We start from the raw sequence: 25,459 nt of genomic DNA, 5'->3' as shown, positions 1-25,459 counted from the left end.
TGATGCAAACTGGTGTCATTGAATTGAGCGCATAAAAAGGGACCCCTCTACCACCGAAGGGTCATCATGTCTCACTCTCGCAAACGAAGAATGTATTCGTACTCCTATTTAGCGGACATCAGCGAAGATTATGCCGAAAAACTTGATGATGCACGCTGGTCTTGGTTACACACTCTCCTGAGAGAGTGTAAGGTAGATCTAGACAGGAGAATCCGTATTTACAAGGAAACAGAATCATGCACACGCTTCCAACAGGACGCAATATTAGCGTACATTTTACAGCAGAAGAGTTAGTCCTCCTCAAGGAGTTTGACCGATACTGCAAGGACAACTTCACTACAAAATCAGGTTGGGTGAAGAGGAACATCCACAAACAACTTCTGCAAGAGCAGAAACGACAACTAGCAAGTAAATGAAAGCCTTATCCATCAGCGACACCACAATGTCCATGCTGACCGACATCAGCAAGCGTCACAGCAACAAAAAGGCAAATCTGATCGTTGAAGATCTGATTGAGAAACCTTACGCCGACATGAAGAGGAAAGGAGGCAAAGTGCTGTGAATGAATCTGATCGGAAGCGCAAGGACAGTCGCAAACGAATCAAGACACTCAAGGGCAGAGGGCAATCCAAGGACCCCTCAAGCGTTGATGTACCCCAGGGCGACAGTCCCAAAGACGACTCCAACTTGATCTATGTGGGAGGCATCGCCAACTTCCATGAGCAGGAGGGCGGTAAATCATTTCGTCAGATGCGAGAGGACATCCGCAGGTCACAGGAGTTACAAGAACGCAAGAACTCAAAGAAACGCAAAACCAAGAACCCAAGTACAGAGGGAGGTGACCCTCGTTCACAGAAAATCCGTGATCTAAAAAATAGAGATAATTCGTGGCGTGGCTTGGAATAATTCAATCACTCTTTTTCTGTAAACCCGTTTTCGTCCACATTGATACATGAGTCATTGAATCTAACGAAAAACACGAAACTTTTGCAATACAACTGCAATAGATGTGAATCCAATGGTTCAGATCCATACCATTGCAGTTTTTTAGCGAAACTCAACTGATGTGATGGTGATCTCCTTGGATGAACCGTGACGGTCACGCAATTTCTTCATCACAGCACTCTCGGTCTTCCCAGCGAACTGACCTGCAATGTTCATTGTCCAGGTCCTCTTGGAATAACTGTATTGAGTGCTGATCACATACTCCACCTTGGCGACATAACTAGGCATCACGACTCCACTGGTGCTGGTTCAGGACCCAACCGCACAACATCAAACCAGGGAGGTACACACTGATTCGGGACTCCTCCTGGTGCCCAAGTCATGAACCGCAAGCGGGAGTCGGTTCTGGGATCCTCCCAATGAGCGAATCCAACATCCTCACGAGTCGCAGCACATAACTCGGGATAGTCGGAGATGTAGACCCGCTCTGTTTGCTCACAATCCACTGGGGTCCACCCAGCAGTCAGGAGTTGTTTCCTGAACTGTTTGTATGCGGTGTCGCAAGGAAGTGCGAATGCAGGAAGAACATTGATAGCAGCGAGGAAGATGCCCGCTGTTATGTGGAAACGATTAAGCATTGAACTCTGGTTAGGTGGTCGCCATGCGCTGGCGGTACTTGTCCACGACCTCTGCCTTATCAATCTCCAGGTACTCCTGGAGCGACCTATGCCCACTGATGTGCTGGATCTCTCGCAGCGACCATCCATCCCGATACAACTCCGTCAGTTGAGTGCGGCGGAACGAGTGGGATGAGATTCCCTGGAGGTTGTTCCAGTCGCACACACAGCGCAGTTCCTTATCAAAGGACTGCGTGGAGAGATGCTTGCGGCAGTGCTGGTTTTGAGTCGGACTCTCGTTGAAGAACAAGTGGTCAGCAGGTCCCAGATCCAGAGAACGCACCCGCAGCAGCAGTTTCTGCATCAGGTGGTCAGGCAGATAGATCTCTCGTGTCTCCTTCGTTTTGGTGGTCATCCGCTCCAGAACCACCATCTGACGGTCAGGAACAAGGTTCCTCACTCGGATGGTGAGCACCTCCCTGATGCGACCTGCTGACCAATACAAGGTTTCTGTGATCAGTCGGTATTTCTCGGGAAGGTGCTTCTGGATCAATTCACGCTCCTCGGCGGAGAGGACCTTTGAATTTCCAGAGCGGTTGACCTTGTGGAAGACAGACACGGAAAAAGGCGTGAACACCCAAAGCATACTGCGTCTCTGCACGGAGAGAGTCGTCTTCTCTGCGATTGGTTGCACTATCCCTGAAAGATCAACCAAGGAATCCAGTCCCAGACAGGCATTTGGTTTTGACCGATTCGTTGAGACGAGAAATGAGACAGATGCACGACATCTCTTGAGCATTGATGTCTGTGGCACATCTGAACTGTCCTGGAGTTTGACGCTGCTGCCCGATGACCGATCCAGAGGAACGGGGTTACCTGCCTTACGGGCATCTATCCCTAGCAGGTGAAGGCGCTAACGCTTGCCCCTACTGCGGGCACTACAAGCACCATCCGACGCTACTATGTGTTCCCTTAACGATCTGCCGCTTGTTCCAGGGCATCATTCCAAATAAGATAAATAAAGCGTTTTCTTATATTCAAGATTGAGCACACCCTCAGTTTCTAAACATTGAGCGGAGTCGGCATACTGACATTAGCGGGGATAAATTTTCATCAACCCACTTATAACCAATAGACTCAAAAAGAACATCAGGAAAGCGCATTGACTATTTAAGCGAACAAGACAAGGGAAACCTTCCAACAGCAAGCTCTTTCATTTTGTTAAAATACCCTCGCCTCACTGGACAAACGCCTAAAAACAAATAAGTTAAAAATAATATTGAGGATCGCAATGTCTCACGGTTTAATGTTTCATCATTTTCACGACAAAGAGAACCACCAAAAAGGACAAGGTTCAATATCCTCAGATGACCTAGAAATATTGATAAACAAAGTCAAAAGGAATTTCAATATACTCGATGCTCCAGAATACATTCAAAAGGCAAGCGACGGCACACTTCAACAAAACGATTTAACGCTAACTTTTGATGACGCATTAAAGTGTCAATACGATATTGCCGCTCCAATACTCAAAAAATACGATATCAATGCATTTTTCTTTGTTTACAGCAGTGTATTTGGGAACAACCCTGACCCACTTGAGTATTACAGAGACTTCAGAAATACTTACTTTGAAGATTTAGACTCTTTTTACAGATCATTTTTTGACGAACTCACTTCCAAATATCCAGATTGCGGAAAAGAATATGCCGAGACCTACCCCAAGGACTACCTAGAGTCCTTTCCATTTTACACCGAGAATGATAGACGATTTAGATTTGTCAGAGACAAGATCTTAGGAGAAGAACGATACAATTCACTGCTAGAGTCAATGATGCTAAACCTAGGTTACTGCAAAGATGATAGGCGTTCAATTTTATTCATGGACAAGCAAGACATTGCTTCCCTCTACTGTGATGGTCATGTCATTGGATTGCACTCACATACTCACCCTACCCAGATCCATTTATTAGACGAAAAAACACAAAGACGCGAATACGAAGAGAACCTAGAGTTTCTCAAGAAGACCTTGGCGATAAACCCACAATGCATGTCACATCCTTGCGGAAATTACAACAATTCCACAATTTCAATCCTTAGAAGTTTGGGCATCTCAATTGGATTTAGATCAAGCATGACCCCTTCAGTAGCGATGAGCAATTTAGAAATTCCAAGAGAAGATCATGCTAATGTTATGAAGCAAATTAAAAAAACAGGTATTTACACGCGATGAAAATTACTATATTTACCAGCAATCAGGCAAGGCATTTACATCTTATCTCGCAGTTGTCCGAAATATGCGACGAGTGCTACTCAGTGCTTGAATGCAATACTATTTTTCCTGGGCAGACTAAAGATTTTTTCGCAAAGTCTGAGGTGATGCAAGACTATTTTAAAAATGTGCAATTGTCAGAGAAAAAGTTTTTCGGCCATAACAGTTTTTCGCCCTCTAACAACAGAAGCATCTCTCTTAAGTCAGGAGACCTCAACAGAGTCTCTAGGGAAATACTTGAACCCGCTCTTTCGTCTGACTACTATGTAGTATTTGGGTCAAGTTTCATTAAGGGTTGGTTAATTGATGAGTTAGTGAGAAAAGGCGCTATAAACATCCATATGGGAGTAAGTCCTTACTACAGAGGTTCTTCATGCAATTTTTGGGCATCTCAAGATAATAATTTTCACCTTGTAGGTTCTACCATTCACAAACTTTCTAAGGGATTAGATTCGGGTGACATCTTATACCACGCGTTGCCTACAGTGAATGATTGCCAAAACACATTTGATTTCACAATGAAATCTGTCCGTGCAGCGCATCGCTCTCTTGTTCAACGAATTTCAGATGGTTCTATTAAGAAAATTACCTCAGAAAAACAGGATAGTTCTTTGGAGATTAGTTATACCAAGAATAAAGACTTTAACGATGAAGTTGCTAAACATTTTTTAGACAGGTCTGACACTATAGAAATGGTTGCTGAAGTTCTTGATGCCAATAGAAGAAAAAAGAGTTTCAAGAATGCTTTTTATGACTAATTCACTATGATTTTGCATTTGTAAGGGGTTGATTTTATGAAGCGATACTCATTGCTTCTGCTGAGGACAGCACGAGCACTACGCGACACTGCTGTGCGTCCTTACTGACGATCCGCCGCCTGCACCAGGGCATTGTGTCAACCAAAAAGCATCGTCAGCCGTATGTCGTGACTGGATCCCTAGAAAAACTTGACCCTACAACTGTTACCAAGCAACGAGCAGAGTAAACAGAAACTTATATGAGTTTCCTGCTGCCGTAGGGGTTCTGATCCTTCTTGCCGTACTGACGCTTGGTAACTTCTGGGATACGGTTACGCATTTTCATACGGTCATAGTGACGCCTCATGACGGAATAACTATGCCCAGTCAACTTACAAACATCATCAGCAGATACACCTTCCTCTAGCAAGTTGGTGACGAAACTGCTGCGTGTGGAGTAAAGAGTGTACTGATCCTGAAACTTATCTCCAATTTTTGCCTTGAGTTGGGACCATGCTTTTGAGTACATGGTGTACGAATAAGGTTTATTTGTTTTGGGGTTGGCGAAGATCAGATCACCGCTCTTGAGAGGTGGATACCCATTTTCCTTACGCCACTCAACAACAAAATCACGCCATCGCTCCAGATACTCTGCTGCCCGACAGGGAACCTCACGAGGGACCTTGGTCTTCGTCTTGCGAATATGAACCAATGAGATCGGTTTATCTTCCACCTCTCGTTTCTGACTCTCGGACCATCTGGTTTGTGGAATGATCTCAACATCGTCCCAAGGGACCCCACGCTCCAAGACATCCTTCTTGTTGTTAAAGCGCCCAATCATCTCGGATGGACGATTACCCAGGTTGTAAGCAACCAGCAGATAATGCCTAAAACACTGCTTCCAATAAGTGACCTCTACCCTGTTCACACCTACCTTTGACTCGGACCAACTCTTCAAGTAGCGCCATATCATTTCCCACTGCTTCACAGGAATTGGAGGGTTAGCAGATAGATCATCTAGATCCAACTGCTTCATTTTAATTGGAGGTTTACGACGCACATATCCTTTGGGAACCAGATAGTTGTTATACCATTCGTTGATCAAACCAATTTCAGAGTTTATCGTTCCATCAGTTGGCGGTTTGCGCTGATTCGGATTAGAACCTTTGTAGTATTTCCAACCTTCCGTAGTACGCCAGAAACGGAAATCATCAAAAGTATCTGCCTGAAGATCAGTGACCATTTTCACACCACGACTCTTGAAATAGTTAGGAAGAGCGTTGGCAAAAAATGCTCGCTTACTACGCCATGTGCCTTCCTGGATTTCGCCAGTAATCACACGCTGGTACGACTTCTCTATCCAGTCGTCCATCAGGTCCTGGACGCTCTTGGCGGTGATGCTGCCGCCGTCCTCCTCAATGGTCTTGAGTTTGCGCCACTCCTCATAGGCACGACGCTCTGCCTGTGCCCTGTCTTCGGTCTTCAGGGATCGCTTGATGTAGGTCCGCTTGTTGTTCGGACCAGCAGGGATGTACTGCCGAAACCACCAGAACCGAGGTTTGTTGGCGAAGCGGCAGATCTCAAACTCGCCACCGAGCAGAGGAATCTTTTCCAGCAGGGCACCGCTCATCAGTACCCACCTCGGTTGCAGGTGAAGGTCTGGTCGTCAATGGACAGGAACCACCTGATCACGGGTTTGTTGTCGTCACCTGTGTGAATGCCCCAGGCGAAGGAGATTCCTGGTTCACTGCTCGCCTTGCCGTTGAAGTTCCCTGAATTACCTCGGGAGTGAGAGAGACCCACCACCTCCTGGTCATCCACTTCCATCACGCCATGGCGTAATCCACCGTCCAGGAAGGCAGTGATCCGAAAGAGGACGGTGTGTTCGCCGCAGATGTAGCGGTACTTCCCTGCCGTGTTGAACCGCTTGGCGTAGTCCCTCAACGCTGCTGGATCAGGTATTGCCCAGACACCAACACCAACATCACCATCACCATCACCATCACCATCACCATCACCGTTATCGCCACGCCACCACGCTTTGAAGTCGTGCTGCTGCCCATCTACAGCGATGTACTGCCTCCCTGCAGAGCGCCAGAGGACCTGTGAACGCTCTTCCACTGGGTACGGATAGACCGAGAGCACCTCACCATCACCGAACTGGTTCTCGTACTCCAGTCGGGAGACCAGCGTCTGACCGTTGTCGCAGCGATAGAAGAACGGCGGGAAGTTTCTTGTGTACTTCTCGTTTGCCTCGGGACTCGGAATCAGCAGGAAGGTCGGTACGACACCTAGCGAGCACACACTTCTCCGCACTGCTGCAGCGAACCCCTTGAAGGGATCAACAGCACGGGAAGTATGCGCCCAGAGCACCACATGGTTTCAACAACCAACGGACCATAGCGTTGATCCCTTGTTGATCCCAGTAGTATTAGCAGCGCAGAACCCAGTCGCTCACACAATCTGGTTGAGAGTGGTGATGATGTCCTGGAAATGCATCCGAGCGCTGGAGCCAATCTCCAGCATTCTCTCGTTCAGCCCCTCCCCCCTCAGCTCAAGGAGAGGCAGCGGTGCAAATGGGCGATGGCGTGGTGGCGGTGGGGGTGACTGCGGCCCGGCCCCATCGTTCCCAGCCAGAAGCTGCCATCTCCCTGAAACACCAGCACCGGCTTACAGGCCCCCTTGCCATGGGTTTCCAACAAGGACATGCACAGCTTTTCAGCCACCTCGGCGCCCCTGGGGCGGGATCGCAGGCGACGCAACACCGGATCCACCTGCGAGAAAGACACGAACGTGGCTTTCTGCGAGTCAGTCACCAGGATCATCCCGTCGAGCCACTGGACTTCCTCGAGAAGATCCTCAATGGAAGGCAGCAGAGACGGCAGCGGAAAGGCCACGTGGCTCCCCCTGTTTCTTAATCATTTCTTTCTAGTTCACCGGTCTCGCTTGTCGCAAGCGGGACCGCCTGAACGATTAATCTCTCAAGCCTTCACGATCAGCAGCCCCATCAGGCCACCGGCGACGGGCCGATGGCGGGCCTCCTGGAAGCCCGCCTGCAACGCGAGGGCTTCCTGTTCCGATCCGTTGGGGAAGCGCGCGAGGCTGGCCTCTAAGTAGGCGTAGTGCTCTTCCAGGCCAGCACGCGCTGCAACCGGCACCACCACGCGGCGCAGATAAGTGCGCTGAAACGCGGCAGCCGTCGATCCCGCCGGTAACCGGTTGAAATCCAGCAGTCCGGCCCGTCCACCATCACGCAGAACGCGGCGCAATTCCCTGAGACCGGCCGCAGGATCGGACAGGTTGCGCAAGCCATAGGCCATCACAGCGCCGTCAGCGCTGGCATCCGGCAGATCAAGGGCCAGGGCGTCACCCTGCCTCCACAGAATCGGCAACCAGGGTTCCCGGGCGGAACGATCGGCAGCAACGACCAGCGGTGCTGCTGCTGCATCCACCCCAATCACTTCACCGCCCGGCCGCAGACGCCGGCCCAGCGCCAGGGCCAGATCTCCTGTGCCGCAACAGAGATCCAACCAGCGCTCACCGCGTTGCGGAGACAACTGGAGCAGCATCTGACGCTTCCACTGGCGATGCAATCCAAAGCTCAACCAGTCATTGAGACGGTCATAGGTGGGCGCAGCGTCATTGAAGAGCTGTTCAACAGCTTCCGCATCACCGGGTTTCACAACATCAAACCGTTAAGTGCCATCACCATCACCGTGGCCAATCCCACGGCCGCCGAACACACCAAACATCCCGCCAGCATCAGCGAAAACTCGCGCTGATCCATGGCCGCCTGCATGAGCTGAAGCGCCCATGCCACTAAGGCAATCACCACCAACACCAGCAACACACCCAGAGGGAGCGTCCAGCTGGCGGGGATCAGAGGCTGTGCTGCAGGCAGCACAACTTCCTCGATGGTGGTTGACGCGAAGAGCACCGTTGGGTCGACGTCAGTCTGAGTGGGGCACTACACGTTAAGAAGGTTGTTCAGGTTTCCAGCGGTCGCACGGTCAGCCCCCGACGCAGCAGATCCGATTTGATCTCTTCAACGGTGAGCACGCCGTCGTGCAGTAGGGATGCCAGCAGCGCCGCAGAGGCCTGACCACCTTCAGGGCCGCCGTCGAGAGCCTGCGCAATGTGATCCAGGCATCCAGCGCCACCGGAGGCGATCACAGGCACAGGCACGGCTTGGGACACCGCGCGCGTGAGAGTCAGGTCGTACCCAGCCTGGGTTCCATCTCCATCCATGGACGTGAGCAGAATTTCGCCCGCCCCGAGATCAGCCACCTGACGCGCCCACTCGACCACATCCAGGCCGGTGTTCTCACGCCCCCCTTTGACATAGACATCCCAGCCGCCCACCTCGCGGCGGCGTGCATCGATGGCGACGACGATGCATTGGCAGCCGAAGCGATCCGCCCCCTCCTGCACCAGCTCAGGACGTCGCACTGCTGACGAATTCAGACTGACCTTGTCGGCTCCGGCACGGAGCAGTTCGGTGATGCCCTCGACTGATCCGATGCCACCCCCGACCGTGAAGGGGATCGTGACCTGCTCCGATGTGCGTCGCACCAGGTCCACCAGGGTGGCCCGACCTTCGTGGCTGGCGGCGATATCAAGAAACACCAATTCATCAGCGCCTGCCTGGCTGTAGCGGCAAGCGAGTTCAACGGGATCTCCTGCATCGCGAAGGCCAACGAAATTAACGCCCTTCACCACCCGTCCATCGGCGACATCAAGGCAGGGAATCAGGCGGAGAGCGACCATGGCATTCGAGATATGGCTGTTAAGGTGCAGCCTCTCTCCAAGCCTCGCAGGCCATGCTGGGAAGTCTGATCAAACGGTTCACCGGATCGGAGCCTCTGCCGACCCCACAGCTCGAATCCATCGAAGTGGGCAGCAAGGTGCGGGTGACCCGGGTTCGCGACCGTATCCCCCAAGGCATGGTTGAACTGCTGAAGACCGATGCATTTGGAACCGTTACCGAGTTCCGCACGGTGGATGGCAAAGGAATCGGTGTGATTGTCGAGCTCAGCGACGGATCCAGCTCCTGGTTCTTCGAAGACGAAATCGTCGCAGCCTGAGGTTCGTATCTGTGAGTGACGCCCGTCAGCTGCTCGGCATGAAGGGTGCCAGCGGCACCACCAATCTCTGGAAGCTGCGCCTGCAGCTGATGAAGCCGGTCACCTGGATTCCCCTGATCTGGGGCGTTGTCTGTGGCGCAGCGGCGAGCGGTCACTATGAATGGCGGCTCGACCATTTTCTGGCGGCTGTGGCCTGCATGGTGATGAGCGGTCCGCTGCTCGCTGGCTACACGCAGACCATCAACGACTACTACGACCGCGAAATCGACGCGATCAATGAGCCTTATCGGCCGATCCCATCCGGAGCCATTCCTCTGGGCCAGGTCAAACTCCAGATCTGGGCTCTGTTGCTGGCCGGCCTGGGTGTGGCCTGGGGGCTTGATGTTTGGGCTCAACACACGACACCGGTGCTGTTCCTGCTGGCTCTGGGCGGATCGTTCGTGAGCTACATCTACTCAGCCCCGCCGCTCAAGCTCAAGCAGAACGGATGGCTGGGCAATTACGCCCTCGGAGCGAGCTACATCGCGCTTCCCTGGTGGGCAGGTCAAGCGTTGTTCGGTCAGCTCACCTGGGCTACAGCGATCCTGACGCTCGCCTACAGCCTTGCGGGTCTGGGCATCGCCGTCGTCAACGACTTCAAAAGCGTTGAAGGTGATCGTGAGCTGGGTCTGCAGTCACTTCCTGTTGCATTCGGAATTCAGCGCGCAAGCTGGATCAGCGCTGGAATGATCGATCTTTTTCAGTTGCTGATGGTTGCGGTGCTGATCGCCATCGGTCAGCATTTCGCTGCCGTTCTCCTCGTGCTGCTGATCGTGCCCCAGATCACCTTCCAGGACATCTGGCTGCTGCGTGATCCCGTGGCCTACGACGTGAAATACCAGGCCAGTGCACAACCTTTCCTGGTGCTCGGCATGCTCGTGACCGCATTGGCGGTTGGGCACAGCCCTCTCACACAAGGCATGTGAATCGAACCCGTCGTCACTGGTTGCTGATCGGCGGCTCTGCCGTGGTCATCGGCAGTGGTGTGGCCCTGGCGCAATCGGCTCTAGTGCGAGCCGTCGATTCCACCCTGCCCGACGCCCGTGGCATCAGCCGTTTCACACGGCCCGGCACGATCACTCTGCTGGCCAGCAATGGTGCTGTGATCCAGAAGCTTGGACCGGCGACGCGCGAAAAGATTGAACCCGGTCAGATGCCGCTGCTGGTGAAGCAAGCCTTCATCGCGGCGGAGGATCGGCGCTTCTACGACCACAACGGTGTGGATCTCTGGGGGATTGGACGCGCCCTGGTGCGCAACGTGCGTCAAGGGGCAGTGCGTGAAGGCGCCAGCACGATCACCCAGCAGCTGGCCCGCACGGTGTTTCTCAGCCAAGACCGCACTCTCACCCGCAAGCTGAAGGAAGCGGCGCTGGCCTACAAACTCGAACGCCAGCTGAGCAAAGAGCAGATCCTTGAGCAGTACCTCAACTACGTGTATCTCGGCTCCAGCGCCTACGGCCTGGCCGATGCCGCCTGGGTGTATTTCTCCAAAACCCCCGACGAACTCAACCTGCAGGAAGCAGCGCTGATCGCCGGTCTGCCCCCTGCTCCTTCGGTGTATTCACCACTGGTCAACCCTGAACTGGCCCTCGAGCGACGGGGAATCGTGCTCGATCGGATGCAACAGGCCGGCTTCATCACCAAGGCCGAAAGAGACGAAGCCAAAGCCAGTGCTCTGGATCTCAAACCGGCGATCCCTAAATACTTCAACAGCGCAGCCCCTTTCTTCACCAGCTGGGTGGCACAGCAGCTGCCGCAGCTGCTGACACCCGAACAACTCGAAGTGGGTGGCCTGAAAATCCGCACCAGCCTCAATCTCGACTGGCAAAAGAAAGCGCAGCAGGTGGTGCGGCAATACGCCCCGTTCAACACCGAAGGCGCCATCGTGTCGATGGAACCAGGCACCGGTCTGGTGCGCGTGATGGTGGGTGGGAAGAGCTTCAGCAGCAGTCAGTTCAACCGCGCCACCCAGGCGCTGCGCTCTCCCGGTTCCACCTTCAAGCTGTTTCCCTATGCCGCGGCCATCGACGCCGGCGTGAAGCCTGAAGACACATTTATGGATGCCCCCCGCTGCTGGTCGGGCTACTGCCCTAAGAATTTCGGCAACAAATACTTCGGCAAGATCTCACTGGCTGAAGCGCTGAAAAACTCCCTGAACACAGTGGCGGTTCAGCTTCAAGACAAGGTGGGCTTCGACGCCATCATTGCCACAGCCAATCAGCTGGGGATCGGCAATCAGCGTCCTCTCGGCAAGTACTACCCAATGGCGATTGGGGCCTATGAGCAAACCGTACTGGACATGACCACCGCCTATGCCGCGGTCGCCAACCGGGGCGTGTACGTCAAACCCATGGCGTTCGAGGAAATCCGCGGACCGGAAGGCAATGTGCTCTGGAGTCGCCGCGTGGATGGCGACAAGGGCCGAAGGGCCATGGACAGCGACGTCGCTGATGCCATGAACTGGATGCTGCAGCGGGTGGTGACAGGCGGAACAGGTGCTGCTGCACGGCTGGACGACCGCCCGGTGGCTGGCAAAACAGGCACCTCAGAAGGGGCGCGCGATCTCTGGTTCATCGGATCGATCCCCCAGCTCACGACAGCCGTGTGGTTCGGCTACGACAACAACGCCGAGACCAAGAGCAACAGCGGCGAAGCGGCTTGGGCCTGGAAACAATTCATGAATCAAGTGAAGGGCAACTACGCCATTCAAAATTTTCCGCCCAAACCGGTGCTCACGCGCACCTTCAAGGACCGGCGCCGCCAGGGAAGCCAACGCAAGGACGACGCAGAACTCAACGGCGATCAGACCGACACCGATGCCGATGTGTTCAGCAGCGGCGAGGAGCCGTCCGAAGCCACAACCGCTCCCCCGCGTTACGTGGCTCCAGCCAGTGGGCCTCCAGTGGACGAATTCTTCAGGCCGCTGCCGGTGCAGTGATCACAGCGGCATAGAAGCCGTCACCGCCTGAGGGATCCGGCCAGCGTTGCTGCTCGGATTCGAGGCTCAGCTCAGGATGGCGCTGCAACCAGCTCTGAATCTGCCGGGTGTTTTCGTCCGGGTGAATGGTGCAGGTGGCGTAAACAAAACATCCACCTGGAGCGAGCAAAGGCAACAAGCCATCCAGCAACACCGCTTGCAAGGGCAGCAGTTCCGCCACCGATGCGGCCGTGACGCGCCAGCGCGCATCAGGATGGCGCGACAGCGTACCCAGTCCTGAACAGGGAGCGTCCAACAGGATGCGATCGAACATCCCCTTCCATTGGGGGCGCTCCTTGAGAAGAGACGCAGCGTCCGCCGCCAGGGCGTTGATACTGCTGCAGCCAAGACGCGCCGCATTGGCGGCCACCCGTTGCAGGCGACCAGGGGAGCGATCCACCGCCCAGATTTCACCGTCATCACCCATCAACTCAGCCAGGTGCGTGGCCTTGCCCCCCGGCGCAGCGCAAGCATCCAGCACCTTCTGCCCCGGTTGTGGAGACAACAGTGGCGCCACCCACTGCGCCGCTCGATCCTGCACACACCAGTGCCCCGCGTCGTAGCCAGGCCATTGACGCAGATCGCCGGAAGGCTGGAGCACCCGGAGCCCATGGGAACAGCCTTCAATCGCCGCCGTGGCGATGCCATTGGCCGCCAACGACGCCGCCACCTGCTCAGGGGTCGACCGCAGACGATTGACCCGCAGATCAAGCGGGGGCACCTGGTTGCAGGCCAGCGCCACCTGCTGCGCCTGCTCAGGGCCACACCACTGCAGCAGCTCCCGACTGAACCACTGGGGCAATGATTGATCCTGCGCCAGACGATCCGCGGGTGTCTCTGGCACCGGCAGGCCCTCGCCAGCCTCATGGGCCCGCAACGCTGCCCGCAGCAGACCATTCACCACCGGCGCAAGTCGCGCCAGCTTGGTGGTCTTGGCCAATTCCACGCTGGTGTTCACAGCAGCGGCCGCAGGAATGCGCTCCATCCGCAGCAACTGATAGAGGCCGATGTGGAGCAACCAGCGCAGCCGTGGAGGCTGCTTGCGCGCCGGCACTTTGCCGAGCTTGTCGATCCAGGCATCCAGCCACTGACGCCAGCGAATGGCGCCGTAGGCCAGCTCAGTGGCCAGACCGCGGTCCGCGGCACCCAGTGGCCGATGCCGCAAGGCACGCTCGAGAGCCACATCGGCATAGGCCCCAGCGGCCACAGCCTCCAGGACGTCCCAAGCCAAACGCCTGGAGGCGAGACCAGGAGCATCAGATCGAGACGGCGACTCACTCACGCGTCAGAGACGGCACAACCTCCAGACCTAGCGCCTCGGCGATCTGCTCGGGATCGGGAGCCCACAGAAATTGCTTCAGGGGCAAACGACCGTCTTCATCCACCGGAATGCCTTCCGCCAACAACAGCTCACGCTGCATCCAGTCCGAGCCCTCCCGGCTCAGGCTCATAGAGATGCGCCCCTGAGCATTCACCACCCGCTGCCAGGGAATCGACGACGGCAAGCTGAGCCGGCGCAGGGCCCAGCCCACTTGCCGCGCACAGCCGTAGGCACCAATCCAGTCAGCCACTTGTCCGTAGGTCGCCAGACGACCAGGGGGGATCAGTGCCACAGCCGCCAGAACGCGGCTGTCAAACGGCGACTGCCGATCTTGGCCGTCAGCCCCCATCCACCTGACAACCGAGCAGAGCACCGGCCGCACCACCCACAGGGACGCCGATCCAACGGCCATCGCCACGGGACAACACCGCACCGAGGCCCGCTCCCAGCAAGCCGCCGATCACGCTTCCCTCCAGGCAGCTATTGGTGTCTGCATCGGGTGCCACGAGCGACGTCTGTCGATCTCGACCGTAGCCCTGGTCATAGTCGTACACATGCATCGGTTGCGCATTGGCCCAGCGGGGCGTCGCAGTGGCAGGAAGGCCCGCTGTCACTGACAGTGCTGCCGCAACGCTGGCGAAGACAATCCGTTTCATCAAGGCACCGTTCAACGTCCCCTCCATCCTCCTGAGGGAATCTGCCGCCAGGTGACTGAACCCCAACGCGCTTGCATCCAGATGTGACCGATCGGGGATTACATAGCCTCAGAGCAGAGTCTCGACGGATTCGATCGGCTGATGCCCCTGCTTCCCCGGCGCTTTGAGCGATTGCGCTCCGTGCTCAATCAACGGATGGCCGACCTCACCGTGCTGGTGGAACACGTGGAGAAGCCCCACAACCTCTCCGCGATCCTGCGCAGCTGTGATGCGGTCGGCGTTCTGGAAGCGCACGCCGTCAGCTTCAGTGGACGCCCGCGCACGTTCAACAGCACCGCCCAGGGAAGCCAGCGCTGGGTGCCGCTGCACGACCATGCCGACATTGGCAGCGCCATCAGCCATCTCAAACAGCGGGGCTTTCGCTTGTTCGGGACCAACCTGAGCGTGGATGCCCGCGACTATCGCGAGTGTGATTTCACCGGCCCCTGCGCCTTCGTGCTCGGCGCTGAGAAATGGGGCCTCACCGAGGAGGCCACCGCTCTGATGGATCAGGCGGTGTACATCCCGATGCGGGGCATGGTGCAGTCGCTGAACGTGTCTGTGGCCACAGCCACCCTGCTGTTCGAAGCGCTGCGGCAACGTCAGGTGGCCGGTCTGGCCCCGCAGAAAGGGGAAGGGATCCCCGCTGGTGATTACGACACGCTGCTGTTCGAGTGGTGTTATCCCGAGGTGGCGGCCTGGTGCCGTGATCAGGATCGGCCCTACCCCGCGTTGGGAGACGAGGGCGAGATTCTTGAGGAACTGCCTCGCACCGCCAAATTGCGCTGCTGAACGACGCTGAACTCAGAAGGGCATCAACACATCCTTGCTGCCCTGGGTGCGCTCCATCACCGGGTGATTGCGTCGCGCGGCCGGGAGGCGAAGCGCAAAGACCAAGGCCAGGATTTCCAGAGGCAAGCTGCGGCCGATGAACAACACCACCAGACCGAGGGCGATCGCCAGCATCTGCTCAAGCAGACCGATCACGTCATCAGGGTTGCTGCGACCCGATGCCCAAAGGGTCAGCATCAGAAGCAGCATCACAATGGTGGCCCAGAACGGCATGGCCTAACTGAATCCTTTCTCTATTTTGCAGCGTCCCGGCCAGTGCTGCTGACCCAAGCTTCAAGACCCTCACCCAGGAACGACAGCCCGAGCACCAGCACGAACATCGCCAAGCCGGGATAGAGGGCTGTCCACCAGATGCCGGTGGGCACGGCTGCTAACGCCAAATTGAGATCACTGCCCCATTCCGGCACCGTTTCGGGCAATCCCAGCCCCAGGAAACCCAAGCCTCCCAGCACCAGCACCGCATCGGCGGCATTGAGGGTGAGCAACACCGGCACCGAGGTAATCACATTGCGCAGCAAATAACGGCGCAGGACCCACACCGGCCCAGCCCCAAGAGTGCGTGCCGCTTCCACGAACAACTCGGCTTTCACCTGGGCGGTCTGGTTGCGCACCACACGGAAGTACTGAGGGACGTACACCACGCAGAGCGCCGCTGCCGCATTGGGAACGCCGCGGCCCAGCAAAAAAGCCAGCACCACCGACAGCAACAGCACAGGCAAGGTGTAGAGGGTGTCCATCAGCAGCACAAGCACCCGGTCCACCGCACCGCCGAGATAACCGCTCACCATCCCCAACGGCACCCCGATCACCAAGGCAATCGCCACCGCCAGCAGCACCACCTGAAGGGCGACGCCACTGCCCTGGAGCGTGCGCACACACACATCACGACCGAGTCGATCGGTGCCGCACCAGTGCTGCAGCGATGGGGGGGCATAGATGGGATTGTCGAGGCCGGCATTGGGATCGGGCAGCCAACCAGCAGACAGCAACAAGGGAGTGACGACGGCCACGAGGGCATAAATCGCCACGATCACCAGACCCCAGCGGGCCATGCGAGCCGACAGGCTGGGACGGGTGATGCCAAGGGGTGACGAGGCGAAGCTCAAGGAGGCAGCCAATCTGCTGCGCGCATTCTTGCCCGGCTTTGCGTTCTTGATCAGGATTGGGGCATGAAGCAGACCGACCGCTGGCGCTCACGTCTGACGGGCTCGATGCTCGGCCAATTGCAACTGGCGACCTATGCCGCCGTGCTGCTGGGATTCACCGGTGCCACCACCACAGGGTTGTTGTTGAGCGAACGCAACCAAAAGCGGCTGGGGGAGAGCGAACTGCGGGCAGCGGCGGACGCCGTGGCACAAGCGTGGCCATCCAACAGCAAGGGCGATCTCGCCACGATGCAGGCAACGCTTAAACACCACTCGAGCCGGCGGACCCATCTCTGGCTGGAGCAACCCAGCGGCAGCCTGATCACGCCGTCTGAAGGACCTCACCCCATCCCCAAGGAACTGGTGCCGGACGCCATGGCCGCGAACCCACAGCGGCGTGCCGGCCAGGTGGAGGTGATCACCGTGAATGGACGTGACTACCTCACCCTGCTCACACGCCATGTGAATGACGGGCCCTGGCTGTGGAGCAGCACGGAAATCACCAGTGTGGGCACAGCCCAGAGCGAATATCTGGCCTGGATGATCGTGATCTGGGGCGGATCCCTGGGGGCCTCTTTGCTGCTGGTGAGCGTGCTGGTGAAGCGGATCACCCGCCCCCTGCAGGAGCTCAGCGCCCGCAGCGCCGAGCTGACCGCCGACGCGCTCAACCACGCCGGCCTGCCAGTGCCCAAAGGCCCTGCTGAACTCACCCAGCTCACCCGCACCTACAACGCGCTGACGCAACGACTGGCGCAGTCATGGAGCCAGCAACGCCAGTTCGTCAGCGCCGTGAGCCATGAACTGCAAACCCCACTGACCCTGGTGTCGGGCTCGCTCAGACGGGTCTTGCGCAAGGCGCCAGACCTGGAACCAGCTCTGTCCCAACGGCTCCGCGATGCCGAAGAAGAGACCCGCAGCATGCAGCAGCTGCTCAACGACCTACTGGATCTCTCACGCAGTGATTCAGGCCGCCTGCAGGTAAAACAGGAACCGGTGGCCTTAAGGCCATTGTTGGCCACGGTGGTGCGTGTGCAGGCCCAAACACTGGATCGCACGATCCAGCTCGCGCTACCGACCGGCAACGGCGACGCATCGGAGCCGTTGGAGTGCGCCCTGGCTGATGAGGCTCGACTGCATCAGGTGCTGCTCAATCTGATTGAGAACGCGCACAAATATTCGCCACCGGACCTGCCCATCCAGTTGCGCTTGCTGAAGCACCACCACGCCCTCATTCTCGAGGTGGAAGACCGCGGCATCGGCATTCCGCACGCGGATCAAGCGCAGATCTTCGATCGCTTCCACCGCGGTTCGAACACTGCTGGCCAAAGTGGGAGCGGCATCGGACTGTCGGTGGTGCAACTGCTGGTGAACGCCATGGGTGGCAGCATTTCAATGACAAGCGAACCGGGCATGGGCAGCTGCTTCCGGATCCAATTACAGGAGGCACCGTGATTGCTTATCTGATCGTGGTGTCGCTGCTGGTGCCCTCGAACCTTTGGGCCGCCATCACACCGCACCTGCACAGTGATCTGAGCATGCGGCTGCTGCATGGCATCAGCACTGCGGTGCTGTTGCCACCGCTCTGGAGCCTTTGGCAGCAACGTCAGCGCGTGCAAAAGCTGCCAGCCGTCCTGCTGTCGAGCTTCGCGGTGGTGCTTGTGGTGGTGAACTGCCAAATCACGCTGGAGGGCATGGGCGTGCAATACGGCTGGGTCGACCATCTCTTCCTAGCCATCGCCTGCGTCGCCGTGCTGGGGTTTTATCTGCTCAGCGAACAGGAACCGGAGCAGCAGCAGGAGGAGCCGCGCACGTTTTGAGGGCAAGCACGAAGACAGCACCGCCGCCCTCCGCATCCTGCACAGACACGCTGCCGCCCATCTGCTCGATCAGCGTATTGACCACCGCCAGGCCGATGCCGGTGCCAGGGATCTCTCCCTTGTTGCGGCCGCGCTGGAAGCGCTCAAACACCTGATCCCGCTCATCGGCGGGGACGCCGGGTCCGTGATCGCGCACGCTGAGCAACACCATCGACTGCTCACGCCGACAGCCGATCTCAACAGGGGACTGCGGCGGGCTGTATTTGCAGGCGTTTTCAATCAGATTCACCAAGCACTGCACCACCTGATCGCGATCGGCGAGGGCATGGATCGTGTGGGGATCGAGGTTCTCCGGCAGACAGAGAGAAAAGCGTTGTTCGCCGGATCCTTCGCAAAGGGCGATGGCCTGCTGCACGGCATCGCAAACGTACAGCGGCTGCAGATTCATCTGCAGATGGCCCATTTCGGCACGGGTGAGCGCCAGCAGATCCGTCACCAGGTGCCCCAGCCGGCGACTTTCCTCTTCAACAATGGCCAGCTGGTGGCACTGCTCATCGCTGAGATTGTCGGCACGGCGTAATAGGCGTCGGCTGTAACCGGCGATCAAGGTGATGGGATTGCGCAGTTCATGGCTCACCGTGCTGGCGAATTGCTTCTGGCGATCGAACGACTCCGCCAAACGATCCAGCAGGTTGTTGAAGGCCATCGCCAAAGGCTGAAGCTCATCAGGTTGCTGCTCGGGTTGGAAGCGCTGCTGCTGCAGGGAATTCGAACGCACCGATGCCAGCGACTCACCAAAGCGCTTGAGCGGATCCAAACCGCGCCGAATTCCGCCTCGGTTGATCAGGATCGACACCACAGACGCCAACACCGCTGCCAGCAACAACAGCCCGTTGAGTTGCCGCTGAAAAGCGACCGCATCGCTCACATCGCGGAGCAGATGAAACCGCCAAGGCGTGCCGCCCCAGTTGATCTCTTCGCTGCTGAGCATGTAACTGCGCTCGTCATGCTCAAACAGCTGAGGAGCCATGCTCTGGTCGGATCGCGCCTCCGCCTGCAGCAACAACCCTGGGCTCGACGCCAGGCGATCGTTGTTGCTGGATTGCGGCATCACAAGGCCGGCAGGGAAGCCATCGGGATGCCCCCAGAGCACCAGGTCGAACGACGAAAAATCGCTGAGAATCCGCCTGAGTGCTTGCGAATTCTGTTGATCCTCGCTGCTGCGCAGCAGCCGTTCTGCCCTGCGCATGGTCTGCAGTTGGCGTTGATAGCGCTGCTCCCGGAACAGTTGCAGATTCACCGCCAGCAGCAGGCCATACCCCAACAACAGCGCCACCACCCCGGTGCGCTCCAGCCGGCGTTGAATCGAACGCGTCGAAGCGATCGCCGCTGATCGGCGCCAAGGCATGAACCAATGAGAGCAACGGCCCCTCAGTCCAGCGCCAAAGCTCATGGTTGTCTTCCCCCATTCAGGGGATGCACCGACCCCAATCGCCGAAGCTCAGGCCGCAAGGCGTCGGCGCAGAATCCTGCTCCCCCCGGACGCTGCCGGCAGTTCCTGCTCGATCTCCAGTTCCAGCACCGGAAGCGTCGGGTGCTGGTGCACCTGGAAACCAACGCTGGAGTCTTGGGGCAGTGCATCCAGCAGAACCCGGTTCTGGAAGGCACCCTGAAGGGTAGGCACGCCATCAAGGCTGTAACCAGGGCCGCAGCGCATCAGCACCTGTCCGCGCCAGATGCGGTCAGGTGCAGGGCCAACGGCATAGACGATCACCTGCTCGCCACGGGCCTGTGGATCGTCAGCCTGGGTGGCAATGGCGAGCACGGGTCGTCGTCCCGCCATGGGACAGGGCCAGCGCATCGAAAGCGGCGGATCCAGCATCCAGCCATGGGCTAGGGCCAGTTCCTCGCGGATCAGCTCAAGGCTGCGCTGCTGCCGACTTGTTTCGCGCCAATGCTGGGCCATGGCCTGCCCCAAGCGCAGATCCGCACCGATGAGTCGGAGCATCAACGCAAACAGCAAGCTACCCAGGCTGAGGGCCAACATCAGCTCGATGAGGGTGAATCCCTTCGTCTTGATCGGCTGCACGCGCCATCGCATCGGCTCAAGCCTCCTGCGAATCGGGCAGGCAGCGCCGACTGCTGAGACGCTGGCCTTCAGCAGGTGGCCCCCCTTGGTAGCGGCCGAGCCTGCTCACCCCCAGGGGCAGACTCACCACCAAACAACGGGTGTGATCCAGGCGCCCATGGCTGAGCACGGTGGTGCCGCCATCCAGCAGCAGTCCGTTGGCCGACACGCGCATGACGGCAGGCAAGTTGGTGTGCAACTGGATCGGCCCCTGGTGGAGGACCTCCTGCAACGCCACAGACACGCCAGGGCAGGGGGGCAACTCGGACTGCAACGCCTCCGCCTCAGGAGCACTCCAGGCATCAACGCTCAAAGCGATGCCGCAGGCCATCTGCTCCCGTCGCGCCACGGAGCGGGCCCTCTCCAGACCGAGCAACAGACGACGGGCGGCGGCATCGAGCTGCAAACGATCACGGTCGCTTCCGCTGGTGACCAAGGGAAGCGACACCATCAGCCCCAGCAAGGCCACCACGCAGAGCAGCTCAATCAACGTGAATCCGGCTTGAGAACGGGTCATGGCCGGCACAGTCCAAAGGCAGCAGGGCTGAGCAACTGACGGCGCTGCATCAGTACGGACCCGTCGTCATCCAGCAGCGCGAGCTGCTGCCAGAGGCCGCGCAGCTGGGAATCCTGCGTCCATTGCCGTGTGATTCCCTTCGGCAACGGCAACGCGGCATCGGCTGCGGCAGCGACGGCAACCGCATCCCACTGGCAGGGCGCCACTGCCGTCATGCGCTGCACGGTGTTTGCCGGGTGTTGCGCGAGCCAACGTTGCGTGGCGAGACGCAGCATCTCCAGATCAGCCGCTTTGCGCTCCATCGATGCGGTGTCGTGCACCAACGCCGCCGCTTGGTTCCACACACCAAGTGCAGCAGTGCTGCTGATGCCAACCAGCACGAATGAAACCATCACCTCCACAAGGCTCATGCCGCCCCCCTGGCTTGCACGCGGCCCAGCAGCTGGGGTTGCGATACAGCCACCACCGCAGGGCCGGCTGGGTCCAACTGCAGTTGAAACCGGGCAGCGCGACCATCGACCAGGCGCAGATCCAGCTGACCGCTGTCGTGATCCGCACGCCAAGCCACCAACTGCCAAATCTGATCGTTCACTCGTCCCTGGCGCAGACGATCCGGATCGGCGTGGAGGCAATCACTGCTGGGCTGATGCCATTGATCGGAGGATTGCAACAGCAGGCAGGCCTCCGCAGCACGGGCACCGGCAACAAAGGCCTGGGCCGCGGACTGGAGCTGATCGAGCGCTTGGAGCCTTTGCAGGCTGGCCTGATGGCGCCAATGACCTTGCAGGGAAAGCGTGTGGATCGAGGCACTACCAAGCAGCAACACCGCGGATAGCGTCATTGCCAGTGGCATCACGAAGCCACTGCGCCGTTGCAACACCAACCGCTCTCTTGATTGAGGGAGAACCAACGCCACAACCTGAAAACGCGACTGGTGGAAGCATTCCCCGCCAACCACCCATAAGGTGCAAACACCCACGCGCACGCCATGGCTGATGCTGCCGCGAGCCGGCTGTTGATCGTCGATGACGATCCCGAACTGCTGCAGCTGCTGTGCGACGAGCTCAGTGAGAGCGGTTGGGACTGCCATGTCGCCAACTGCGGCAGTGATGCGCTGCTGCAGCTCCGGCAGGAGCGCTTCGATCTGGTGGTGCTGGACTGGACCCTGCCCGATTTCGAAGGCATCGAGATCTGCCGGCGCCTACGCAGCAGCGGCGACACCACCCCCGTGCTGATGCTCACGGCTCACGACGATGTGGATGAGCGAGTGCAGGCCTTGGACCTGGGGGTCGATGACTACCTCACCAAACCGTTCGAGCTGAAGGAACTGCAGGCCCGCGTGCGCGCCCAGCTGCGGCGCAGCAACTACAGCACCAGCGAACCATCAATAGAGAGCCTCAGCTTGGGGGACCTGCGCATCGATCTGCTTTCACGCGACGTGCGCCGAGGCGAGAAGCAGCTGAAGCTGTCGCAGCGGGAATTCGATCTGCTGGCCTATCTCGTGCAACACCACGATCAGGTGCAACCCCGGCAAACGATCCTGGACAACGTATGGGGAGCACCGTTCGTGGGCGATCCCAACACCTTGGATGTCTACATGGGCTATCTGCGCCGCAAGGTGGAGATGTCTGGCCAGCCAACGCTGCTGCATACCATTCGCGGCGTCGGCTTCATGGCTCGGGTGGAGCCCAGCTGAAGCGCAACTGCAGATCAGCACCACCGCCAGGTGCTTCGGCGATTACGACCTCACCATCCATCGCCCGCATCCATGCATCCACCAAGGCCAGACCAATCCCAGTGCCACGGGTGCCGGCGGCAGTGCTGCCGCGCCTGAAACGCTGCAGCACCAACGCCCGCTCCGTTTCACGAATACCGGGGCCTTGATCCAGCACTTGCAGCACCAGCTGATCGCCGTCGTGCTGCGCCTGCAGCTGAATCGATCCGGAGGCGTAGGCCAGTGCGTTGCCGACCAGCTCCTGCAGGCATTGCTGCAGGCGGTCGGCATCGGCCCACAACGCGGGCAATGGCGACTCTGCAGGTTGCGGTAACTGGAGACGTCCAGCAGCAGATGTCGACAACGTTTCGTAGATCTGCAGCAACTGCGCTTCAGGATCCAGAGCACTGGCGTGCAACTGCACACGCCCGGCATCGATCAGGGCCAGATCCCGCAACACCCGCAGCAGCCGGGTCATGCGCAGAGCTTCGGCGCTGACTCGATCAGCAGAGCGCTGGGCAGACTCCGGCAAGGACTGACGCTGCAGGCGCTGAGCATGGCCCGAAATCACCGTGATCGGGGTGCGCAGCTCATGGGCGACACCATCCACGAACGCACGCTCCCGCTTCCAGGCAGCCGCCAACCGTTGCTGCAAGTTGTTGAACGCAATAGCCATCGAGCGCAACTCTTCCGGCTGAGCTGCAGGATCCAACAGGTGTTCTCCGAGGTTGTCGGCCTCCAGACGCTGCAGTTGTTGATCCAACTGATCGAGGGGGACCACCAGGCCACGACGCAGCACGGGACGCAACAACAGCGACGTGAACAGGATCGACACCCCCGCTGCCGCCACCAGCAGCAGCTGGGTGGTGCGTTCCTGCTCCAGTGACGCAGTCACGTTCTGACGCAGCTCCAGCCAGCGCTGTTCACCGCTTGGCAACTGCACAGCCCGCCGGCTCACCAGCCATTGCTCTCCGGAGGCAGCGGGCTGAATGCGGGGTGGCTTGTCTGCGCCCTGGGCGAGCAGCGACACCTCCAGACCAATCCCTTTCCACGCCTCAGGGACCGGTTGACCAGCAGACACCTGTTCAACGAGGGCCTGAATCAGGTCACGATGCTGCTGACGCCGTTGCAGATCCGAGAGGGCACCGTTGAGACCCAGCAACAGGGTGTAGCCGGCAATCACCGTGAGCACGGCCGTGGACTGAAGCCACCCTCTTAATGACCGCAGCGGCTGGTGTGTCAACGGCTGAGACGAACCCTAAGAACCTTCTTAGGAAGCTTTAGCCGTTCATTCCTGTACGGACCATGAGAAAGGGAGATGGTGAATCTGTGAGCACCACAGGTGCCAAAACCATTCATCCAATCCACGGACCAGCCATGACCACTCTCAACAGCCGGCTCCAGCTGGCCATGCTCAATCGCAAAAAAAGTCGCAATCTGCTCCAAAAGGGCTTCACCCTCGTGGAGCTGATGATCGTGATTGTGATTGTTGGAATCTTGAGCTCTGTAGCTTTACCCAATTTTCTCAGTCAGTCCAACAAAGCAAAAGGCACAGAAGCCAAATCCCAAATTTCAGCCATCATGAAAACTGCAGGTGGCCTTTATGCAGATGGCGGAATGAACGCCATTGACATTACTGGAAACCCAACTTGCAGCCGACTAGGAGGCCCAGATAATTTTGTTGCAGCTGATGATACCGTCAATCCTGCAGTGGCCCAATCAGGCGGAAAATTCAATTATGTTTGCGAAAAAGATGGAGACATCTTAAAGGTCACAGCAACAGCTAGTGCAATGGATGACTCCATCGAGACCAACACCGTCCAAATGACGCTGAATGTGCCATTGGGTCAAATCGTGACGGTTACAAACCAAACCAGCGAAATGTTCGGCGGAACAAAAGCAGACAGCAAGCCTACCGGCTAACCATCAAAAACCAAAAGAATGCCAAATCTTCAGCAATTGCATCATAGCATTTGAAATCGCCGCCCTTAACGGGCGGCTTTTATGCGATTAAAGAACTTCAGCACTCACTCATTATTCAGCAAAAACCAATCGTAACTTCAGCTCCAAATCGCAATTATCAAATAAACTATTAATAGAAAATGCGTCAGGCTAAGAATGAGTTTAAAAAGCAAAATGCACCAAAAAAAATCACTCGGATTTTCACTGAGTGAAGTTTTGGCAACCGTTGCCATCACTGGTTTGCTGTCAAGCGTGGCAATACCCAGCTTCAAAGGCAACATTGATCGCTCTAGACAAAACGAAGCCGTCTCCAGCGTGTCCCAAATTCAAACCACAATCGCTGCCTACGCCGATGAGTACGGCAGCCTTCCTAGCCAATGGAGTGAATTGAATAAAATCAGCGCGGTGATCACCAACGATGGTCCAGCTGAAGACAATAACTTCGAGCCCATCACACTCTTGGGTGGTTTTTATGATGTGACGATCACAAATGATGGCAATCTGTTCACCATCACAGCCACACCCAATGACAATTCCAATCTGAACGTCATCGCATGCCTCGACCTTGCCAACGGGGCCAGTGGGATGAATAAAGGGACAAAAGACGAAGAAACAACAACACCCAATTGTGGATAAA

General features: G+C 57.5%; 30 protein-coding genes. 12 read left to right on the top strand and 18 right to left on the bottom strand.

Going from position 1 to position 25,459, the window contains the following annotated elements; genetic code table 11:
• Positions 1-412 precede the first annotated feature (412 nt).
• A complete protein-coding gene (locus SynNOUM97013_RS13625; protein ID WP_222929833.1) occupies positions 413-562 on the top strand; it encodes a hypothetical protein in 150 nt (49 codons plus the stop codon).
• A 1,031-nt stretch (positions 563-1,593) separates the two neighbouring features.
• Here the strand turns inward: SynNOUM97013_RS13625 and SynNOUM97013_RS03280 are convergent.
• On the bottom strand, positions 1,594-2,181 hold the full coding sequence (locus SynNOUM97013_RS03280; protein ID WP_222929832.1) for a site-specific integrase: 588 nt from the start codon (positions 2,179-2,181) through the stop codon (positions 1,594-1,596).
• Positions 2,182-2,853: 672 nt separating this feature from the next.
• Here SynNOUM97013_RS03280 and SynNOUM97013_RS03275 point away from each other — a divergent pair.
• Both SynNOUM97013_RS03275 and SynNOUM97013_RS03270 read left to right on the top strand, forming a co-directional pair.
• Positions 2,854-3,795 carry a polysaccharide deacetylase family protein gene (locus SynNOUM97013_RS03275; RefSeq protein ID WP_186480757.1) on the top strand — a complete coding sequence of 314 codons (942 nt, stop codon included), beginning with the start codon at positions 2,854-2,856 and terminating at the stop codon, positions 3,793-3,795.
• Between the two features lie 146 nt (positions 3,796-3,941).
• A complete protein-coding gene (locus SynNOUM97013_RS03270) occupies positions 3,942-4,592 on the top strand; it encodes a formyltransferase family protein (protein WP_222929831.1) in 651 nt (216 codons plus the stop codon).
• A 235-nt stretch (positions 4,593-4,827) separates the two neighbouring features.
• Here SynNOUM97013_RS03270 and SynNOUM97013_RS03265 read toward each other — a convergent pair whose 3' ends face one another.
• The 6 genes from SynNOUM97013_RS03265 to hisF form a co-directional block, all read right to left on the bottom strand.
• Positions 4,828-6,201, bottom strand: a complete 1,374-nt coding sequence (locus SynNOUM97013_RS03265) for a site-specific integrase (protein WP_186480755.1) — start codon at positions 6,199-6,201, stop codon at positions 4,828-4,830.
• Positions 6,201-6,875 carry a hypothetical protein gene (locus SynNOUM97013_RS03260; protein ID WP_186480754.1) on the bottom strand — a complete coding sequence of 225 codons (675 nt, stop codon included), beginning with the start codon at positions 6,873-6,875 and terminating at the stop codon, positions 6,201-6,203. Before SynNOUM97013_RS03260 ends, SynNOUM97013_RS03265 begins: the two co-directional genes overlap by 1 nt.
• 245 nt (positions 6,876-7,120) lie before the next feature.
• Positions 7,121-7,468: a hypothetical protein gene (locus SynNOUM97013_RS03255; RefSeq protein ID WP_186480753.1), complete on the bottom strand. Its 348-nt coding sequence runs from the start codon at positions 7,466-7,468 to the stop codon at positions 7,121-7,123.
• Between the two features lie 84 nt (positions 7,469-7,552).
• The gene (gene ubiE / locus SynNOUM97013_RS03250; RefSeq protein WP_186480752.1) at positions 7,553-8,254 is read right to left on the bottom strand and encodes a bifunctional demethylmenaquinone methyltransferase/2-methoxy-6-polyprenyl-1,4-benzoquinol methylase UbiE; all 702 of its coding nucleotides are present in this window, start codon (positions 8,252-8,254) and stop codon (positions 7,553-7,555) included.
• A complete protein-coding gene (locus tag SynNOUM97013_RS03245) occupies positions 8,251-8,508 on the bottom strand; it encodes a hypothetical protein (RefSeq protein WP_255442932.1) in 258 nt (85 codons plus the stop codon). Before SynNOUM97013_RS03245 ends, ubiE begins: the two co-directional genes overlap by 4 nt.
• Before the next feature lie 50 nt (positions 8,509-8,558).
• On the bottom strand, positions 8,559-9,338 hold the full coding sequence (hisF, locus tag SynNOUM97013_RS03240; protein ID WP_186480751.1) for an imidazole glycerol phosphate synthase subunit HisF: 780 nt from the start codon (positions 9,336-9,338) through the stop codon (positions 8,559-8,561).
• Positions 9,339-9,391: 53 nt separating this feature from the next.
• Between hisF and SynNOUM97013_RS03235 the strand changes: the two genes are divergently transcribed.
• From SynNOUM97013_RS03235 to SynNOUM97013_RS03225, 3 genes are read left to right on the top strand one after another with little or no spacing between them, the layout of a single operon-like run.
• Complete coding sequence (locus SynNOUM97013_RS03235; RefSeq protein ID WP_186480750.1) at positions 9,392-9,655, top strand: DUF2862 domain-containing protein; 264 nt, start codon at positions 9,392-9,394, stop codon at positions 9,653-9,655.
• Between the two features lie 11 nt (positions 9,656-9,666).
• On the top strand, positions 9,667-10,620 hold the full coding sequence (chlG, locus tag SynNOUM97013_RS03230; protein WP_186480749.1) for a chlorophyll synthase ChlG: 954 nt from the start codon (positions 9,667-9,669) through the stop codon (positions 10,618-10,620).
• Positions 10,617-12,632: a transglycosylase domain-containing protein gene (locus SynNOUM97013_RS03225; protein ID WP_186480748.1), complete on the top strand. Its 2,016-nt coding sequence runs from the start codon at positions 10,617-10,619 to the stop codon at positions 12,630-12,632. The genes chlG and SynNOUM97013_RS03225 overlap by 4 nt, the downstream gene beginning before the upstream one ends.
• Here SynNOUM97013_RS03225 and SynNOUM97013_RS03220 read toward each other — a convergent pair.
• From SynNOUM97013_RS03220 to SynNOUM97013_RS03210, 3 genes are read right to left on the bottom strand one after another with little or no spacing between them, the layout of a single operon-like run.
• Complete coding sequence (locus SynNOUM97013_RS03220; RefSeq protein ID WP_255442931.1) at positions 12,610-13,902, bottom strand: 16S rRNA (cytosine(967)-C(5))-methyltransferase; 1,293 nt, start codon at positions 13,900-13,902, stop codon at positions 12,610-12,612. The genes SynNOUM97013_RS03225 and SynNOUM97013_RS03220 overlap by 23 nt on opposite strands.
• A 43-nt stretch (positions 13,903-13,945) precedes the next feature.
• Positions 13,946-14,341, bottom strand: coding sequence for an MGMT family protein (locus SynNOUM97013_RS03215; RefSeq protein WP_186480746.1), 396 nt, complete (start codon positions 14,339-14,341; stop codon positions 13,946-13,948).
• On the bottom strand, positions 14,331-14,648 hold the full coding sequence (locus SynNOUM97013_RS03210; protein WP_186480745.1) for a glycine zipper 2TM domain-containing protein: 318 nt from the start codon (positions 14,646-14,648) through the stop codon (positions 14,331-14,333). The genes SynNOUM97013_RS03215 and SynNOUM97013_RS03210 overlap by 11 nt, the downstream gene beginning before the upstream one ends.
• A gap of 141 nt (positions 14,649-14,789) precedes the next feature.
• On the opposite strand from SynNOUM97013_RS03210, the gene trmH reads away from it, so the two are divergent.
• Entirely contained in the window at positions 14,790-15,479 is a 690-nt protein-coding gene (gene trmH / locus SynNOUM97013_RS03205; RefSeq protein WP_186480744.1) for a tRNA (guanosine(18)-2'-O)-methyltransferase TrmH, read from the top strand.
• Positions 15,480-15,491: 12 nt separating this feature from the next.
• On the opposite strand, the gene SynNOUM97013_RS03200 is transcribed toward trmH, so the two are convergent.
• Positions 15,492-15,752 (bottom strand): hypothetical protein, encoded by a 261-nt coding sequence (locus tag SynNOUM97013_RS03200; protein WP_186480743.1) that lies wholly within the window; start codon positions 15,750-15,752, stop codon positions 15,492-15,494.
• A 20-nt stretch (positions 15,753-15,772) separates the two neighbouring features.
• Positions 15,773-16,591, bottom strand: coding sequence for an ABC transporter permease (locus SynNOUM97013_RS03195; protein WP_255443064.1), 819 nt, complete (start codon positions 16,589-16,591; stop codon positions 15,773-15,775).
• A gap of 117 nt (positions 16,592-16,708) precedes the next feature.
• On the opposite strand from SynNOUM97013_RS03195, the gene SynNOUM97013_RS03190 reads away from it, so the two are divergent.
• On the top strand, positions 16,709-18,136 hold the full coding sequence (locus SynNOUM97013_RS03190) for a HAMP domain-containing sensor histidine kinase (protein ID WP_186480741.1): 1,428 nt from the start codon (positions 16,709-16,711) through the stop codon (positions 18,134-18,136).
• Entirely contained in the window at positions 18,133-18,501 is a 369-nt protein-coding gene (locus SynNOUM97013_RS03185) for a hypothetical protein (RefSeq protein ID WP_186480740.1), read from the top strand. Before SynNOUM97013_RS03190 ends, SynNOUM97013_RS03185 begins: the two co-directional genes overlap by 4 nt.
• On the opposite strand, the gene SynNOUM97013_RS03180 is transcribed toward SynNOUM97013_RS03185, so the two are convergent.
• From SynNOUM97013_RS03180 to SynNOUM97013_RS03160, 5 genes are all read right to left on the bottom strand, one after another.
• Complete coding sequence (locus SynNOUM97013_RS03180) at positions 18,452-19,909, bottom strand: sensor histidine kinase KdpD (protein WP_186480739.1); 1,458 nt, start codon at positions 19,907-19,909, stop codon at positions 18,452-18,454. The genes SynNOUM97013_RS03185 and SynNOUM97013_RS03180 overlap by 50 nt on opposite strands.
• Before the next feature lie 93 nt (positions 19,910-20,002).
• Entirely contained in the window at positions 20,003-20,602 is a 600-nt protein-coding gene (locus tag SynNOUM97013_RS03175) for a prepilin-type N-terminal cleavage/methylation domain-containing protein (RefSeq protein ID WP_186480738.1), read from the bottom strand.
• 4 nt (positions 20,603-20,606) lie between these two features.
• Positions 20,607-21,146 (bottom strand): prepilin-type N-terminal cleavage/methylation domain-containing protein, encoded by a 540-nt coding sequence (locus tag SynNOUM97013_RS03170; protein ID WP_186480737.1) that lies wholly within the window; start codon positions 21,144-21,146, stop codon positions 20,607-20,609.
• Positions 21,143-21,538: a hypothetical protein gene (locus SynNOUM97013_RS03165; RefSeq protein WP_186480736.1), complete on the bottom strand. Its 396-nt coding sequence runs from the start codon at positions 21,536-21,538 to the stop codon at positions 21,143-21,145. Before SynNOUM97013_RS03165 ends, SynNOUM97013_RS03170 begins: the two co-directional genes overlap by 4 nt.
• Positions 21,539-21,552: 14 nt before the next feature.
• Positions 21,553-22,056, bottom strand: coding sequence for a hypothetical protein (locus SynNOUM97013_RS03160; protein ID WP_255442929.1), 504 nt, complete (start codon positions 22,054-22,056; stop codon positions 21,553-21,555).
• Between the two features lie 78 nt (positions 22,057-22,134).
• Between SynNOUM97013_RS03160 and SynNOUM97013_RS03155 the strand changes: the two genes are divergently transcribed.
• Positions 22,135-22,842, top strand: a complete 708-nt coding sequence (locus SynNOUM97013_RS03155) for a response regulator transcription factor (RefSeq protein ID WP_186480735.1) — start codon at positions 22,135-22,137, stop codon at positions 22,840-22,842.
• On the opposite strand, the gene SynNOUM97013_RS03150 is transcribed toward SynNOUM97013_RS03155, so the two are convergent.
• A complete protein-coding gene (locus tag SynNOUM97013_RS03150; RefSeq protein ID WP_255442928.1) occupies positions 22,817-24,103 on the bottom strand; it encodes a sensor histidine kinase KdpD in 1,287 nt (428 codons plus the stop codon). The two genes, SynNOUM97013_RS03155 and SynNOUM97013_RS03150, sit on opposite strands and share 26 nt — an antisense overlap.
• A 134-nt stretch (positions 24,104-24,237) precedes the next feature.
• Between SynNOUM97013_RS03150 and SynNOUM97013_RS03145 the strand changes: the two genes are divergently transcribed.
• Complete coding sequence (locus SynNOUM97013_RS03145; RefSeq protein ID WP_186480734.1) at positions 24,238-24,783, top strand: type IV pilin protein; 546 nt, start codon at positions 24,238-24,240, stop codon at positions 24,781-24,783.
• Between the two features lie 195 nt (positions 24,784-24,978).
• Entirely contained in the window at positions 24,979-25,458 is a 480-nt protein-coding gene (locus SynNOUM97013_RS03140; RefSeq protein ID WP_255442927.1) for a type IV pilin protein, read from the top strand.
• The last annotated feature ends 1 nt before the right edge of the window (position 25,459 follow it).

Origin of the sequence: Synechococcus sp. NOUM97013 (assembly GCF_014279815.1) — a bacterium.
Lineage (GTDB): Bacteria > Cyanobacteriota > Cyanobacteriia > PCC-6307 > Cyanobiaceae > Synechococcus_C.
The sequence above is the reverse complement of the archived record's forward strand: the minus strand, read 5'-3'. Positions and strand labels throughout refer to the sequence as shown.